This is a genomic window from bacterium (assembly GCA_035530055.1).
GTDB lineage: Bacteria > UBA6262 > WVXT01 > WVXT01 > WVXT01 > WVXT01.
Window position 1 is genome coordinate 1 of the sequence record DATKVN010000072.1, and the last position, 15,013, is coordinate 15,013.

Genomic DNA, 15,013 nt, shown 5'->3' on the forward strand with positions numbered 1-15,013 from the left:
ATCTTAATTTTGACAAGAGAAGATGAAAAATGGAATTTGGTCAACGGATCAAAGAGATTAGACTTAAGAAAAAGTTCACGTTAGAGGAACTGGCTAAGCGAACGAACGTGAGTGCTAGTTTTCTTTCACAGATTGAAAGGGGGATAGTCTATCCTTCAGTAGAGAGCCTCAAGAGAATTGCTACGGCTTTGCATGTGAAGTTGGACTATTTTTTCAAAGAAGAAAGAGTCCCTCGTAAAACTATTGTAAAGAGAGACAAAAGAGAAAGATTTTTTTTAAAAGATTCTAATGCATTTGTAGAGATACTAACTTCCAGTGGAATTGAAGTTTTAATGGAGCCATTAGTCTTTACATTACAGCCAAAAGGTCATACCGGAAAGCAGTTGAGTATGCATGAAGGGGAGGAGTTTGGTTTAGTTCTTGAAGGAAAGATTAAAGTGCAAATTGGAAAGGAATTTTACACATTAGAACAAGGCGATAGTATCTCCTTTGACTCTATGCTTCCCCATAAGTTCAGGAATATTGGTAATGGTAAAGCAAAAGTTCTCTGGGTAGTTTTCTCTCCCCGAAGAATTATGTAATTTATCTCTAACGGGATAAATTTCTAATTTCAGGAGGCACACGGGATGAACGGTGAAGATAAGACAAAAGAGCAACTCATCGAAGAATTAGGGAAAATGCGTCAGCAGCTTACTGAACTGGAAGCATTAAGAGCCGAGTGCAAGAAGACGGAGGAGGAGTTGCGGGAGGCACGGGGCTACTTAGAGAATCTGATCAACTATGCGAACGTTCCTATCATCGTATGGGACAAGGAGTTCAGGATTACCCGGTTCAACCATGCCTTCGAGTACCTTACGGGTTATACAGCTAACGAGGTCACTGGCCAAGAACTGCGCATGCTCTTCCCTGAAGCAAGCCGAGACGAATCACTAAGCAAGATCGAACGCACATTGAGTGGTGAATACTGGAAATCGGTGGAAATTCCAATTCTTTGCAAAGACGGAAATATCAAGTTGGCACTCTGGAACTCGGCAAACATCTATGCTAGAGACGGCACGACCCTTTTAGCCACTATAGCCCAGGGTATGGACATCAGCGAGCGCAAGCAGATGGAAAGTGATCTGGGGAAGCGCACGCACGATCTTGGCGAGCGGGTCAAGGAACTGAATTGTCTCTTTGACATTTCTCAGCTCGTGGAGAAGGCGGGCATTTCGTTAGGGGAGATATTTCAAGGGACAATTGGTCTCATTACCCCCGCCTGGCAGTATCCAGAAATCACTTGCGCACGAATTATCCTGGAGGGTCAAGAGTTTAGAACGGAAAACTTTAGAGAAACCATCTGGAAGCAAGCCAGTGACATCATTGTCCACGGCAAGCCGATTGGCAGTATAGAAGTCTGTCTCTTGGAAGAAAAGCCAGAAAGCGACGAGGGACCTTTCCTAAAAGAAGAGAGAAGCTTGCTCAAAGCTATTTCCGGGCGATTGGGAAGGATTATCGAGCACAAGCGGGGAGAGGAGACACTGAAGGAGTATCAAAAGGCCGTGGAGAGTTCGCAGGAGATGATTGCTGTACTGGATCGCCAATACGTCTATTGCCTCACCAATGAGGCTTTTATGAGATATCGCGGCTTGAATCAGGATCAGGTCGTTGGTCACACTGTGGTAGAATTGGTGGGCGAGGACGTTTTCGAAACGAAAGTCAAGCCAAGCTTCGACCGCTGCTTGGGAGGCGAGAACGTGCGCTTCGAGATGGTATATGAGGATCCGCAGGCAGGTAACCGTGACCTGCAGGTGTCCTATTACCCTCTCAGGGACGATGAGGAAAAGGTCACGGGAGTGGTTGCTATTCTCAGGGACATTACTCTGGAGAAAAAAATCGAACGGAAGCGTGAGTGCCTCATTAATTTGTTTCAATTGCTCAACAAGGCAGTCTCTCTCAAGGAGACGATGCAGGGAGCTATCCATTTCCTCAAGAGCTGTTCGGGTTGTGGTAGTATTGGCATCCGCCTGCGCGAAGGGGACGATTTTCCCTACTTCCAGACAGAGGGCTTTCCTGAGGAGTTCGTGAGAATGGAGAGCAACCTTTGCACCCGTGACGGCGATGGTCAAATCGTGCGCGACGACACAGGCAACCCTGTTTTGGAGGGTATATGTGGAAGCGTCATCTCAGGCCACCTCGACCCTGCTAAGCCCTTCTTTACTGAAAACGGCAGCTTCTGGACGAATAGCATTAGTAAACTCCAGACCTCGACTGCAGAGGCCGACCGCGAGGGGTGGATGCGGAATAAGTGCAATGTTAAGGGTTACGAATCTGTGGCTTTTGTTCCATTGAGAACCGAAATAGATACATTCGGTTTGCTCCAGCTGAACTATAGGCGTAAAGGGCAGTTCGTACCGTTTGATATTACTTTCCTGGAAATGGTGGGGAAATACCTGGGATTCTGGCTGGCACGCAAGGGAGCAGAAAACGCTTTACAGGAGAGTGAGAAACGCTACCGTTTACTTGCCGAGAATGTGCAGGATATTATCTGGACCACAGATATGAACTTTAAGTTCACTTATATTAGCCCCTCTGTGAGGAGTGTACGAGGATATAGTGTTGAGGAAGCGATGGCCCAGACACTGGAAGAGAGATTGACTCCTGCCTCCCTTGGGGTTACTAGGAAGGCTCTTGCAGAAGAACTGGCTATAGAAGAAATGGAACAGAAAGACCTGTTCAGGTCACGGACGCTACAACTGGAGTTAATCCGCAAGGACGGCTCCACTATATGGACAGAGAGCACAATGTCTTTTCTGCGCGACCAGGATGGCCGGGCTGTAGGGATACTGGGAGTTACCCGCGACATCAGCGAGTGCAAGAAGATGGAACAAGAGATTCTAAAATTCAGCAAACTCGAATCAGTAGGTATTCTTGCCGGCGGCATTGTCCATGATTTTAACAATTTTTTAATGGCGATTTTGGGCAATATTTCTGTGGCAAAGATGTATACAGAACCAGGAGATAAAATTGGCGAAAGATTGACAGAGGCGGAAAAAGCGTGCCTGCGGGCAAGGGATTTGACCAAGCAATTGCTCATCTTTTCCCTGGGCGGAGAGCCAATTAAGAAGATACTCTCTATTGCGGAAGTAATAAAAGATTCAGCCCTGTTTGCCTTGAGAGGTTCCAATGTCCGTTGTGAGTTTTCCATACCAGCCGATCTCTGGCCGGTTGAGGTTGATGAGGGGCAGATAAGTCAGGTTATCAACAATTTGATTATCAATGCCGACCAGGCTATGCCGGAAGGGGGAATAATTGAAGTGTGTGCGGAAAATATTACTATAGACGCGAATTATGGTTTTCCCGTGAAGGAGGGAGAATATATAAAGATATCCATCAAAGACCAGGGAGTTGGTATACCTGAAGAATACCTCACTAAGATATTTGACCCCTATTTCACAACCAAACAGAAAGGAAGCGGTCTTGGACTTGCCACCACCTATTCCATAATTAAAAATCACCAGGGATACATTACCTTAGAATCCAAAACAAGAGAAGGAACAACCTTCTATGTCTATCTTCCTGCTCTCCCCAAGGAATTCCTAACAAAAAAGGAGGAAGAAGAAAAAATCTTTGCCGGCAATGGCAAGATTCTGGTAGTAGATGACGAGAAGATGGTCAGAGATGTTACCGGCAATATGCTCAATCTTATCGGATATGAGTCAGAGTCCGCCGGAGACGGTGTGGAAGCCGTTGAGGTGTACAAAAAAGCCAGAGAGTCCCAGCAGTCTTTTGATGCAATTATTTTGGATTTAACCATTCCCGGTACCATGGGAGGAGCGGAAACCATCAAGAAACTAATTGAGATAGACCCTGAGGTTAAAGCAATTGTATCCAGCGGTTATTCCAATGACCCGGTAATGGCCAACTTCAGGGAATATGGGTTTAGTGGTTTTCTTGTTAAGCCATATAAAGTTGAAGAACTGAACGAAATATTGCAAAGAATAATAACAGACAAGAATGAATGACCCGCTTGTATAACGCCAGGAACTCCCTCTTATTTTTGGTAGTCGCAAATTCTGGACTCCCCCGATGAAATCGGGGGGCTCCAGGGTTTTTGGAGTAGCGAAACTTGTTTCGCGATAATGACGCAGAGCAAGCTCTGCTACTCCTAAACGCTCCGATAAATCGGAGCTACTCCTAACATTATGAAAAAAATAGACGTGCTTTTACTCAATTTCGGTATAGAAAATACCATACAACCATGGGTTGATAGAGACATACTTTATGCTATTCATAAAGGAGAAAAGATTGAGGAAGTAGAACAAGTTTATAAAAATCGTAAATTTGACCTGATTTTCCTTAAAATATCAGAGGGCGTAACTGAAGGTTTTCGTGTATTGAATTACTTTAAAGATATTTCTCCGTATTCTAAAATAATAGTAGTTTCAGAAAAACCAAATTTTCGGGATGCATTCCAGTATTCAAAATATGGGGCTGATGATTTCCGGGCGATGTTTAGAAATTCCCTTGAATTTATAAGTTTTATAAGGTGTTCCGGTCAACAAGCTATTATAGATAATATAAAAGTTAAATTTACAAATGTATTTCGAAAGGATGCTTTATTATCGTTACTTATGGCGATAACCGAAACAGCTTTAGCATGTCTGGTGAAGACAAAAGGTCAACATGAAACTATGGACCATATGGAAGGAGTTTCACAATATGTTCGTTTAATTTGTGAAAAATTAGGGAAGAAGAAAGATTATGGTGAAATTTTTAACCAAAAATATATTGAGTATATGTATCTTGGAAGTAAGCTACACGATATTGGCAAGATAAATATACCCGAAAGGATAACTATGAAACCATACTCTCTTACAAAAAAAGAATTCGAAATATTAAAAACTCATACTCATTATGGATATGAAATGTTATCCGCAATTGAGCAAGGTGTGGAGCATGATTTGCACGAATTTTTTAAGATAACAAGAGAAATAGCGCTTTATCACCATGAAAATTACGACGGAACCGGCTATCCATATGGCTTAAAAGGTAAAGATATTCCTTTTTCTGCAAGAATTTGTGCCTTAGCAGATGCATATGATGCTCTTACGTCGTATAGGCGTTATAGAGGGGCGTTTTCTCATAAAAAGATATGCGATATTATATTACATAAACAAAATCATAAATACGACCCGGATATTCTGAAGATATTCAGACAATATAATAAGGAATTTAAAGAAATATCCTCTGTTTTTAGAAAAAATGCAGAAACATATTCTCATAAAAGAATAAGGATACAATGTGCCTGGTGCAAGTCACTATTTATTTTTGACAAATGGTTGCCTTACAACGAAATCCTTTATGGTTCTCATGTTATGTGTCCAAAATGTCATAAGAAACTTCAGAAAAAAATCAGTAATGTAAGTTACTGAATCAGGAATTTTCTATGGCTGAGAGGAAAAATATTCTAATAATTGGTGGTGAAGAATTTATAGGGAAAAATCTAAAAAAAGAATTGCTCCAAATGGGATACAATGTGGAGGAAGTTTTTGATGGAGATACTGGTCTGGAAGAGTTAGAAAATGGAAAGTTTCAAGTTGTCTTGTTAAGCTCGGAATTGCCGGACATAGAAGGAAACAGGGTTTTGAAAAGTATCAAGGAGACGCATCCCCTTAGCGAGGTTATTGTGCTTGGCGAACATAGCACGATGCGCTCAGCTTTTGATTCGATGCGTTTAGGCGCTTACGATTATCTGAGCAGACCTTTCGATTTAAATCAAGTAATCTCCACTATTGAACGAGCCATTGAGCATTGTAAGAGGCACAAGAGTAGGCGCGACGGAAATGGGAAATTGTCACGCCGCAGTCTCCCTTCTAACATGGTGGGAGAGAGTTCGGCAATGAAGTCGATTTTGGATTTGGTCCAGAAAGTAGCTCCCACTGATTCTGCTGTCCTTGTTCAAGGAGAAACAGGCACCGGTAAGGGATTAATAGCTAATGCCATCTATAAGAATAGTTCGCGTTGGGATGAATCCTTCATTGTAATCAATTGTAGTGCTATCCCTGATACTCTTTTGGAAAGTGAGCTTTTTGGATATGAAAAGGGTGCTTTCACTGACGCTACTCGTCTGAAACGCGGTCTTTTAGAGACAGCTAATGGCGGGACTCTATTTTTGGACGAAGTCAGTGAAATAAGCCCAAGTTTACAATCTAAATTATTGCGAGTGGTGGAGACCGGAGACTTTCGCCGTTTAGGGAGTAACCAGGAAATCCAGATTGACTTAAGAATCATTTGTGCTACTAACAGGGATTTATATAAAGAGGTTGCTTCTCGTCGGTTTAGGGAAGACCTTTATTATCGTTTAAGTGTAGTGACTATAAATGTTCCGCCTTTGAGAGAAAGACCGGATGATATACCTTTATTAGTTAATTTCTTTTTAGATAATTTAAAAGTTTCCGGTAAAGGGAAAAAAACAATTTCTCCAGAAGCACTGGAAATGTTGAAGGAATATGATTGGCCGGGAAATATTCGCGAACTACGCAATGTGATTGAAAGGGTAATAATTCTAACCGAACGAAATAGTATTGAAGTTGCAGATTTACCGCCTATCATTCAGAAACATAAGACTGTAAAACAATTATTTTTAATGCCTCCTGAGGAGAGATATCTTACCCTTGAGGAACTGGAAAAGATGTATATAGAAAAGGTATTAGAACATTGCCGTGGACATCGCAGTCAAACAGCAGAGATTTTAGGTGTCACTCGCCATACCTTATATAATAAGCTCAAACATTTTGGAATTGATGAGAAAAAAATTGCCTCTTTTAAATCCTTCCGAAAAAAATAACCCTCCTAATTTGGTAAATAATTCAACATTTTGCCAAATCATTGCACAACTTATCAATATTTATTGTCGGTAAACTCACCTTTTCTTGAATCATTTATGTAAAAAGATTACTCATTTTAATTAGTATCCCAGATATACAATTATTGAGCCAGTTAAACTCAGTTTATGCCCTGGTTTCATCCATTTTATCGTCAAGAATCTGATATCCATAAGACAGCCGGTTCTTATTGATAAATTTTTATGGCAGGAAAGTTGCTTCCTGACCGAGTAGAGACAACTCTAAATTGAAAAGGAGAAAAGATGAGTAAAAAATTATTAAAGAAAGTGCAGGTAGTTTCCGGAAAGACAGCAGGGATAATAGCCAGAGAAACGTTAGCAGTGGCTAAGAGAGCTGGCACTATGCCCGGTCTCATCAAGATGAAAACAGTTGAAGCAATTCAAGTGAGCGGAAAGACATTAAGAATTAAAAGGTTAAAAAGTGATCTTAAGAAATGGGAAAAGAAAAGATGGGCTACCTTCACTAAAATGGGTGAGATGATATTTAAATTAGCAGGAAAGAAGGCAAAAAACATCTGGCAGAGAAAGGAGATCAAAGGCTTCGTTCGTGAATTGAAAAAATGTGAAGCTGAGATAGGATGGATAAAAACCCAGATTACTGAGATTAAAAAAAGTAGCGAAGAACAGATTAATTATCACCAGGCCATTCTTAATTTAAGTTCAAAAGAAAAAGACGTTCGTCTGGGAGCAGTGAAATCTTTAGGCCAGTTAAGTGACAAAGATGTTATTACCATTTTAACTAAGAAACTGAAAGATCCTGATTTGGAGGTTCGTCAGGAAACTATACGGGTGCTGCACAAAATAATTGACCAGGAATATCCACAATAAAACCAGTGGGCCGGGATCCTGTTAAGGAAAGGTTAAAAAAACTGGATAGAGTGAAAATAGCTATTCCATCAGATGACGACAAAAGCATTTCCCCCCATTTTGGGAGATGTTGCTGTTTTATCATTTATGAAGTTGAAGGCAATAAAGTTAATAGCAGAACAGTCAGAGAGAATCTCTGTTGCCCACACCGAGCCAATATCTGTCCCAAAACGGTATCGGTTCAAACAAGGGAATTTGTAGAAAGAATACGGAATGAAGCGGTTTCAGAGATTCGTGATTGTCAGATCCTAATCGGAAGATATATGAACCAAAGTGCAATTGATAATCTCAACAGTCACAATATTAGAGTTATCCTGGTTGATGAGAAAGATGCCGATGTTGCAATAGAGAAATATTTACTGGGGATATTGGTAAAAGTTCAAAATCAACAATTTTGTATGTGTTGTCAAGCTAACTGTCTAAAAATATAAAACCAGGAGTAAGGGATGGCTAATCATCCATATCGAGGTCTGGCAGTTGTCCTTTCTTTTCTCTTACCCGGGCTGGGACAGATTTATAATCAAGAGTTTGGTAAAGGAACAAGATTTATTATCGCCTATATCATTTCCTGGGCATTGTCTTTTATTGTTATTGGTTGGTTCTTTTTAGTTATTGTCTGGATTTGGTCAATGGTCGATGCTTATCAATCTACCGGGAGAGTAACTCCCCCTCCTTGCCGTGCCCCCCGGGGGTAGCGGAGCAAAACCGGGGGACGGCGAGGCACTCTATGAACACTTTGCAGTTTCGCATCTATTTATCCTCGCTCTGATTTGCCATATCTCCATGCTGAAGGATGAGGTCGTTAGAAATGGAATTTCTAATGAAGTAAAGGAAAAAGAGAATGCGTTCGATAGCTTTAATCAATCAAAAAGGTGGTGTGGGTAAAACAACCACGGTAGCGAATCTGGGAGCTTGTCTGGCTCAGTTGGGAAAGAAAGTGTTGGTAGTAGATTTAGACCCACAGGCTAATTTAACTATCCATTTTGGAATCAAAAGTAACGAGTTAGAATGTTCGATTTATGACCTTCTATTGTGGAAGACTAAGGCAGAGGAAGTGATTATTCCCACTGGAGTTGAGGGTTTAAATATCATTCCTGCTAATATCGACCTTTCCAGGGCAGAAATTGAACTGGTGAATATGCCCAGCCGGGAGACAATACTCAAAGACCGACTTTTCTTGACATTTAAAAAATACGACTATTCTTTGATTGATTGTGCTCCCTCTTTAGGGTTGCTCACCCTGAATGCGTTAACCTCTGTGCGAGAGATATTTATTCCCATCCAGACTCAATTTTTTGCCTTGCAAGGAATAAATAGACTTTTGGAGACAATTGAAATCGTAAGGAAAAAAGTTAATCCTCTGCTTAAAGTAACCGGGGTTATCCCCGTAATGTACGATGTGCGCACAAATCTAAGTCAGGAAGTTTTGAACAGAATAAAGGGATATTTTAAAAAGGAAGTATTTAAAACTATTATTCGAGAAAATGTTCGCATAGCCGAGAGTCCCAGTTTTGGGTTGCCCATTACTTTATACAGTGCGGGTTCTTATGGTGCAGAGGACTATATGAAATTGGCAAAGGAGGTAGTTTCTCGTGAGTAAAAGCAAAAGCAAAAGCAAAAGCAAAAGGAAAAGGAAAGCATTGGGTGAGGAGCTATTAGGTAAAAGAGGAATACGTGAGAATCGGCATTTAACGAGTAAAAGAAGAGTCTCTGGAGAAGACCCTTATGCCTGGATTGAAGGAAAAGAGGGAAAGAAGAGAATGAAGAAAAAACCCGGGCGACCCAAAAAAGCTAAACCAAGCAAACAACGACGACCTTCCAGATTGAAGGCTAAAAGAATAGCGAAAAAGTCCAAACTACCAGCAAAAATTTGGAACAGGCTGAAAAGAGTTGAAAAGGGAGCGGTACTCCTGCCCAAGGAAATAATGACTGTTGCCAAGGCTACGGGAAAGGTCACCAGTAAAATAACTGCCGACTTCTCTAAGACAATTGCTTCCGGGGTAGTAGCCGGGCCGAAAGAAGCTAAAAAAATTATTCGGCGTGTGCAGGTGAAAATTAAAGCTGGTCACCTGAAAAGCAGGATGGAGAAACTTTTCGGTATTCTCGGCGAGAAATGTTACCGATTGGCGGACAAAAAGAGGGCTATCGTAAAAGAAAAAAGGGTACAGAACCTAATTAAACAGATAAAAAATTGTCAAAAAGAGCTACAAAAGATAGAGAAAGGAATTTAGTTTAGATTTTCGTTCCTTAGATAGTTGGGCTTCACACTAAAAAAAATCTAATAGGAGGTCTGAGGTGGTAAAAAAGAAAGTTACTAATGGGAAAAAGTTGTGGGAAACAAACTTAGAAGAAAAGAAAACGGGTATTGATTTGAGACGTCCCGTTAAGACAGCTGCTTTTACGATTACCGGTGCAGGAACTGGAGTTCTGGGCGCGATTGCCGGGGTAACTTTAGCTGGCATATTTGAAATTGCTCTGCCAGTAGGACTCTGTCTTTGGGCAGGGGGTATTACCTGTGGCGCTATTGGGATGGCGTTAGGCGTGGGCAAAAAAAAGAAATCCAGGTGAACATATGAAAGAATCGATTTTGGTAGTCGCAAACTTTAGTTTGCGTTTATATGCGCCGGCTAAAGCCGTCGGCTACCATTTTTCAGCAATATCTACAATCAGATATTTGTGGGAAATTTTTAATAAACATTGAGATTCGAATATGATCATAAAATTAAGATTATTTCTAAAGTTCCTTATTCTCTACTGGGAAAAATTACTCGATATTATAGAGAAATTTCTTAGCCTTGACCCGAAACAGGTGAGTAAGGTATATGCGGAAGTTGGTAGAGAATGCGTGGATAGAGGTTGGGAAAAGGATGCAATTGATTTGTACCAGAAGGTCATTTTACTCAGTCCACGCGATAAAGATGCATATTTTCAATTAGGCAGAATCTATACGAGAATAAAAAGCTGGGAGGAAGCTATGAGGTTCTACCATAGAAGTATTGAGTTAGGACTACGAAATCATGAGGTTTATTATCGTATAGGTTTAGCCCACGACTATTTTAATCAAACAGAGGAAGCTTTAAAGTGTTATAAAAAAGCAATAAAACTGGATTCACATCACGACGAGTATTATTTCCGACTGGGCTTACTTTATGATAGTAAAAAAATGCACGACAAGGCAATTCTCTCTTATAACAGAGCAATTTCTCTTAATCCTCAAGAGCCCAAATATTATTATAGTTTAGGGTTAGCTTATGACAGCAAAAATATGCACAACAAGGCGGTAGATTTTTTACGAAAAGCGATGGAGTTGCAGGAAAAAGAATCACCGGTAATAGATAAAGAGTAAAAGACGATGTAACAATCTAGCAATAGGAGGAGGGACGAAGATGTTAGCAAAAATCGAAATCTTATTACAGATGCTGGGACTGGCATTTAAGAGATTCCTTGAAGGGATTGAGCAGCTTTTCCAACCAAGATCTTTAGATCAGGCAACAATTTATAGCAAAGTGGGAGAGAAATATGCTGATAAAGGCCAAATGGACCAGGCAATAGTCTCTTTGAAAACAGCAATAGAGCTTAATCCATCCGGTGGAGGGGCCTATTACAAACTTGGTCTGGCCTACGGCGAAAAAGGATTATGGGATGAGGCGATTACCTGTTATAAGAGGATATTAAAACTTGAGCCTAATGGTATCCAATCTACGGCTTTTGATAAAGCAGAAATCTATACCCGTCTCGGTTTAGCCTATAATAAGAAAAATATGATTGACAAAGCAATAAGTTCATACAGAAAGTCGTTGAAAATTTTTCCCGACCAACCTGAAACGTACTATCGATTAGGATTACTTTACGACAGGAAAAAAATGCACGAGCAATCTATTAAAACTTATGAGAGAGCAATTGAACTCAATCCACGGACAGCAAAATACTATTACAGTTTAGGATTAGCCTACGATGGTAAAGGTGAACATAACAAGGCAATTGATGCCTTCCGCCAGGCGATGGAAGCCGAAGAAACTGATTAATAGACTAAAAGAACTCTTTCAAAGATTGCCGTTTAAATTACTGGAAAAATGAGTCTTATAAGAGCAGTAATCAGAAGAACATATCTGGACAAATTATATCCAATACACGCATTATCAAAACGACAGTTAAATGGAATTAAGAAGTTAACGGGAAGTGTAAAAGGATATCTTGGTAAGCATCAAATCTTAGCGTGGTTATTGAGAACGCTGTTAACGGTAGCAATTGCTGTCGTTATCTGGGCACTTATTCATTGGTACAACGATTATGCCCGAATAGGGACTCGCGCGGAAGCATATTTTGCTCAAGTAGGGGTGGAAATGAAAAGACGCACTAATTTAATTCCTAACCTGGTGGTAGCGGCAAGAAAATATGCTTTTCACGAAGAAGAGATATTTAAGCATGTGTCTGATGCGCGAGAAATGTTCGTCCGGGCGAAAAATGTTAAACAGAGAATGGAAGCTGCGGAAAAACTTGATGCTGCGTTATCAAAGCTATTGGCTCTTGTTGAGCGGTATCCGGACTTAAAAGCTACCGAGTCTATACAAGATTTAATTAAAGAACTGTCCAATACAGAAAATCGTATTGCCGAACAGAAGGCAAAATATAACGAGGTGGCGAGAACATATAATCAACTTCTAAGTACATTCCCCACAAATATTCTGGGTAGAATTTATGGATTTGGTCAACGGAAACCATACATTGGTGCTGAAAGTGACTTATTGAAAGCACCGGAAGTGGATTTTGAATGGAAGGAGGATTCTACAGATGAATAAAATTATTACTGGCTTAGTTGTCCTTGCTATTGGTCTATGGGCGATAGTTTCCTGGTGGTGGTTCATCTGGGATATTATCAGAGGAGTGATAGCAGTTCTTTTTGTTCTTGCTGGGTTGACTTTGATTGGTTTAGGACTGAAGAATACTGGTAAAAAACCTGCGGGAACAAAATAGAGTATATCCGGTATTCTATATCAAGCTTCTCGGAGTTCAGCGATATGAGAACAAAGAATAAAACAATGGATTCTAATAATGCTTGTGCCAAAGAAAAACTAAAACCGTGGTTAGTAGGTTTAGTAGTTCTAATTGTCATTGTGATAGGTTGGATAGTGTTAGGTAAAGGATGGAAAAGCAGGGAACCTGTCTGGGAAGACAGGATGTTTTTGGGCAAGACAAATCTTCCTGCTGGAATCAAGTCAGGGAATAAACCTAATCAGGCCACTATCAGGATACCACAGGATTCCTATCATAATGTTGTGGAATTAGTAAAACCAGCCGTTGTGGGAATTAGCCTGCCCAATGCTCAACCATTTTTCCAGCAATGGGGAGCAATGGAAACTCAAACGCCTGATTTGGCATGGCGTAAATGTCCTGGCTGTGGTTGGGTAATTATTGACCATCCGGAAAACCCGTTAGCTCCAATTCTCTGTCCCAATTGCGGAGCGGTCATAGTGCAAAACCCACAAGTACAGAAACAAGCATGGTTGTCACCTTCCCCAGGGAATGCAGGACCACTTTTTCAGAAATGGGGAGTGATGGGAAATCAAATCCCTGATTTGGCATGGCGTAAATGTCCTCACTGTGGTTGGGTAACTGTCGAACCACCTGAAAGGCCGTTAGCTCCAATTCTCTGTCCTAATTGCGGAGCGGTCATAGGCCAGAACCCACAGGTCCAAAATCAAGCATGGTTGCCACCTTCCCAATTGCCGCAGGGACAGATGCAGGCTTGGGGTATAAGAGGGCAAGGATTTGGTTCGAATGTCCTTACTATGTTTTGTCCCAATTGTGGAATGAAAGTAACGCGCCAGCCAGGTGTTCCCTGGTCCTCAATTACCTGTCCCAATTGCGGTTCGTCGATGTTCTGTCCCCGCTTACCAAATAACCCGCTTCCAGGACAACAACAGGTTTGGATGCAACCTACGGCGCAACAAGCCCCACCCGTGGTCATTCAGAATGCACCTCTGCCTTCCATTGGCCAGGGAGCAGTTATGCCAGGATTTCAGGGTCTGGGTTCTGGCGTAATTGTTTCTAAAAGAGGATATGTATTGACTAATTCACATCTTGTTTCAGGACAGAGGTTTGTTACGGTGACGTTGTTTACTGCACAGGGACAGAGAAGTTTCAAAGGTCAGATAGTTGCCCAGGCATCTGACCGCGATCTGGCTATCGTAAAAATAGACCCGCAGAATATCGACTTACCGGTTGTGCCTACAGGAAATTCCGATGCAGTTCAAGTAGGTGATACGGTTTTAGCCTTTGGTAATCCCTTCGGTTTATCCCAAACAGTAACGTCGGGCATAGTCAGTGCGGTAAGGGCCTTCACGGTCATTGAGGGACATCAACTTAATAACCTCATCCAGACAGATGCTCCCATAAACCAGGGCAATTCCGGCGGTCCGTTGGTCAATCTACGCGGTGAAGTTATCGGGATAAATACAGCAATTTATTCCCCTACTCAAACACACACGGGATTAGGTTTTGCTGTAGCAATAAATCAGGCAAAAGAGGTGTTTAGCAGTTATATGGATGGGTCTACCCGAAAAGTTGCCATGCAATTCTTAGGTTACCCCAGTCCCAGAGCATATCTGATGGCTGGGCGACAAAAACAACCTAACACGAGAGTACCGGAAGATGCACCCTCCTGGCTGGGTGTAAACATACAAATTTTAAACGATGTTCTCGCTGAACAGATGAATGTTCCGGTAGACAGGGGCATTCTGATAAATGAGGTTTATGCTAATTCACCGGCTGCCGAAGCGGGATTAAAACGCGGGGATGTAATCATTCGTTTTGATGGCAAAAGAATTACTGATGAAACGCAAATAAGAACTTTGTTAGCAAAGAAGAAACCCGGCGATAAGGTCAAGTTGACCATACTGCGGGGAAGAAAACGTCTGGATATTAAACTTGAGACTGCGGGGGGTGGCTGGGGGCAAGCTCAACCGGCAGCCATACAAAATAAATCGATTAATCTATTGAAAAATGCGGAAATAGAAACCGGGAGTGCGGAAATCGTCTCCCTGGGAATTGCTGCGATTACCATCACTCCAGAAATCGCATTTACTTATGGTTTACCGAAAGACGCCAGGGGGATAATTGCCACTGAAACAGAAGGTTTGGCATTAAACTGCGGAATAAAAGATGGTGACATAATTAAGAAAGCGAATAATAAATCGACCCCTGATTTGGTAAGTTTCTTAAAAGCAATAAAGAAAGGAGATTTATCCAGAGGTATCCCTT

General features: G+C 41.3%; 15 protein-coding genes. All 15 read left to right on the forward strand.

From position 1 onward, the window contains the following. The first annotated feature begins 29 nt into the window (after positions 1-29). On the forward strand, positions 30-581 hold the full coding sequence (locus VMW39_05615; protein HUW23489.1) for a cupin domain-containing protein: 552 nt from the start codon (positions 30-32) through the stop codon (positions 579-581). A 45-nt stretch (positions 582-626) separates the two neighbouring features. Then, entirely contained in the window at positions 627-4,004 is a 3,378-nt protein-coding gene (locus tag VMW39_05620) for a PAS domain S-box protein (protein ID HUW23490.1), read from the forward strand. A 180-nt stretch (positions 4,005-4,184) separates the two neighbouring features. Further along, positions 4,185-5,414, forward strand: a complete 1,230-nt coding sequence (locus tag VMW39_05625; protein HUW23491.1) for an HD domain-containing phosphohydrolase — start codon at positions 4,185-4,187, stop codon at positions 5,412-5,414. 14 nt (positions 5,415-5,428) lie between these two features. After that, positions 5,429-6,829 carry a sigma-54 dependent transcriptional regulator gene (locus tag VMW39_05630; protein HUW23492.1) on the forward strand — a complete coding sequence of 467 codons (1,401 nt, stop codon included), beginning with the start codon at positions 5,429-5,431 and terminating at the stop codon, positions 6,827-6,829. A 300-nt stretch (positions 6,830-7,129) separates the two neighbouring features. After that, positions 7,130-7,714: a HEAT repeat domain-containing protein gene (locus VMW39_05635; protein ID HUW23493.1), complete on the forward strand. Its 585-nt coding sequence runs from the start codon at positions 7,130-7,132 to the stop codon at positions 7,712-7,714. A gap of 5 nt (positions 7,715-7,719) precedes the next feature. Beyond that, on the forward strand, positions 7,720-8,184 hold the full coding sequence (locus tag VMW39_05640; protein ID HUW23494.1) for a NifB/NifX family molybdenum-iron cluster-binding protein: 465 nt from the start codon (positions 7,720-7,722) through the stop codon (positions 8,182-8,184). A 15-nt stretch (positions 8,185-8,199) separates the two neighbouring features. After that, the gene (locus VMW39_05645; GenBank protein HUW23495.1) at positions 8,200-8,448 is read left to right on the forward strand and encodes a hypothetical protein; all 249 of its coding nucleotides are present in this window, start codon (positions 8,200-8,202) and stop codon (positions 8,446-8,448) included. Positions 8,449-8,594: 146 nt separating this feature from the next. Beyond that, positions 8,595-9,353, forward strand: a complete 759-nt coding sequence (locus VMW39_05650; GenBank protein HUW23496.1) for an AAA family ATPase — start codon at positions 8,595-8,597, stop codon at positions 9,351-9,353. Continuing rightward, complete coding sequence (locus VMW39_05655) at positions 9,346-9,984, forward strand: hypothetical protein (GenBank protein ID HUW23497.1); 639 nt, start codon at positions 9,346-9,348, stop codon at positions 9,982-9,984. The genes VMW39_05650 and VMW39_05655 overlap by 8 nt, the downstream gene beginning before the upstream one ends. A gap of 64 nt (positions 9,985-10,048) precedes the next feature. Next, positions 10,049-10,321 carry a hypothetical protein gene (locus tag VMW39_05660; protein HUW23498.1) on the forward strand — a complete coding sequence of 91 codons (273 nt, stop codon included), beginning with the start codon at positions 10,049-10,051 and terminating at the stop codon, positions 10,319-10,321. Positions 10,322-10,463: 142 nt separating this feature from the next. Continuing rightward, the gene (locus VMW39_05665) at positions 10,464-11,099 is read left to right on the forward strand and encodes a tetratricopeptide repeat protein (GenBank protein HUW23499.1); all 636 of its coding nucleotides are present in this window, start codon (positions 10,464-10,466) and stop codon (positions 11,097-11,099) included. Positions 11,100-11,139: 40 nt separating this feature from the next. After that, positions 11,140-11,778 carry a tetratricopeptide repeat protein gene (locus tag VMW39_05670; protein ID HUW23500.1) on the forward strand — a complete coding sequence of 213 codons (639 nt, stop codon included), beginning with the start codon at positions 11,140-11,142 and terminating at the stop codon, positions 11,776-11,778. Positions 11,779-11,826: 48 nt separating this feature from the next. Then, positions 11,827-12,552: a LemA family protein gene (locus VMW39_05675; protein ID HUW23501.1), complete on the forward strand. Its 726-nt coding sequence runs from the start codon at positions 11,827-11,829 to the stop codon at positions 12,550-12,552. Then, positions 12,545-12,727 (forward strand): hypothetical protein, encoded by a 183-nt coding sequence (locus VMW39_05680; GenBank protein HUW23502.1) that lies wholly within the window; start codon positions 12,545-12,547, stop codon positions 12,725-12,727. Before VMW39_05675 ends, VMW39_05680 begins: the two co-directional genes overlap by 8 nt. Positions 12,728-12,771: 44 nt before the next feature. Next, positions 12,772-15,013, forward strand: a 2,242-nt coding sequence (locus VMW39_05685; protein ID HUW23503.1) for a trypsin-like peptidase domain-containing protein, incomplete at its 3' end; no start/stop codon positions are given.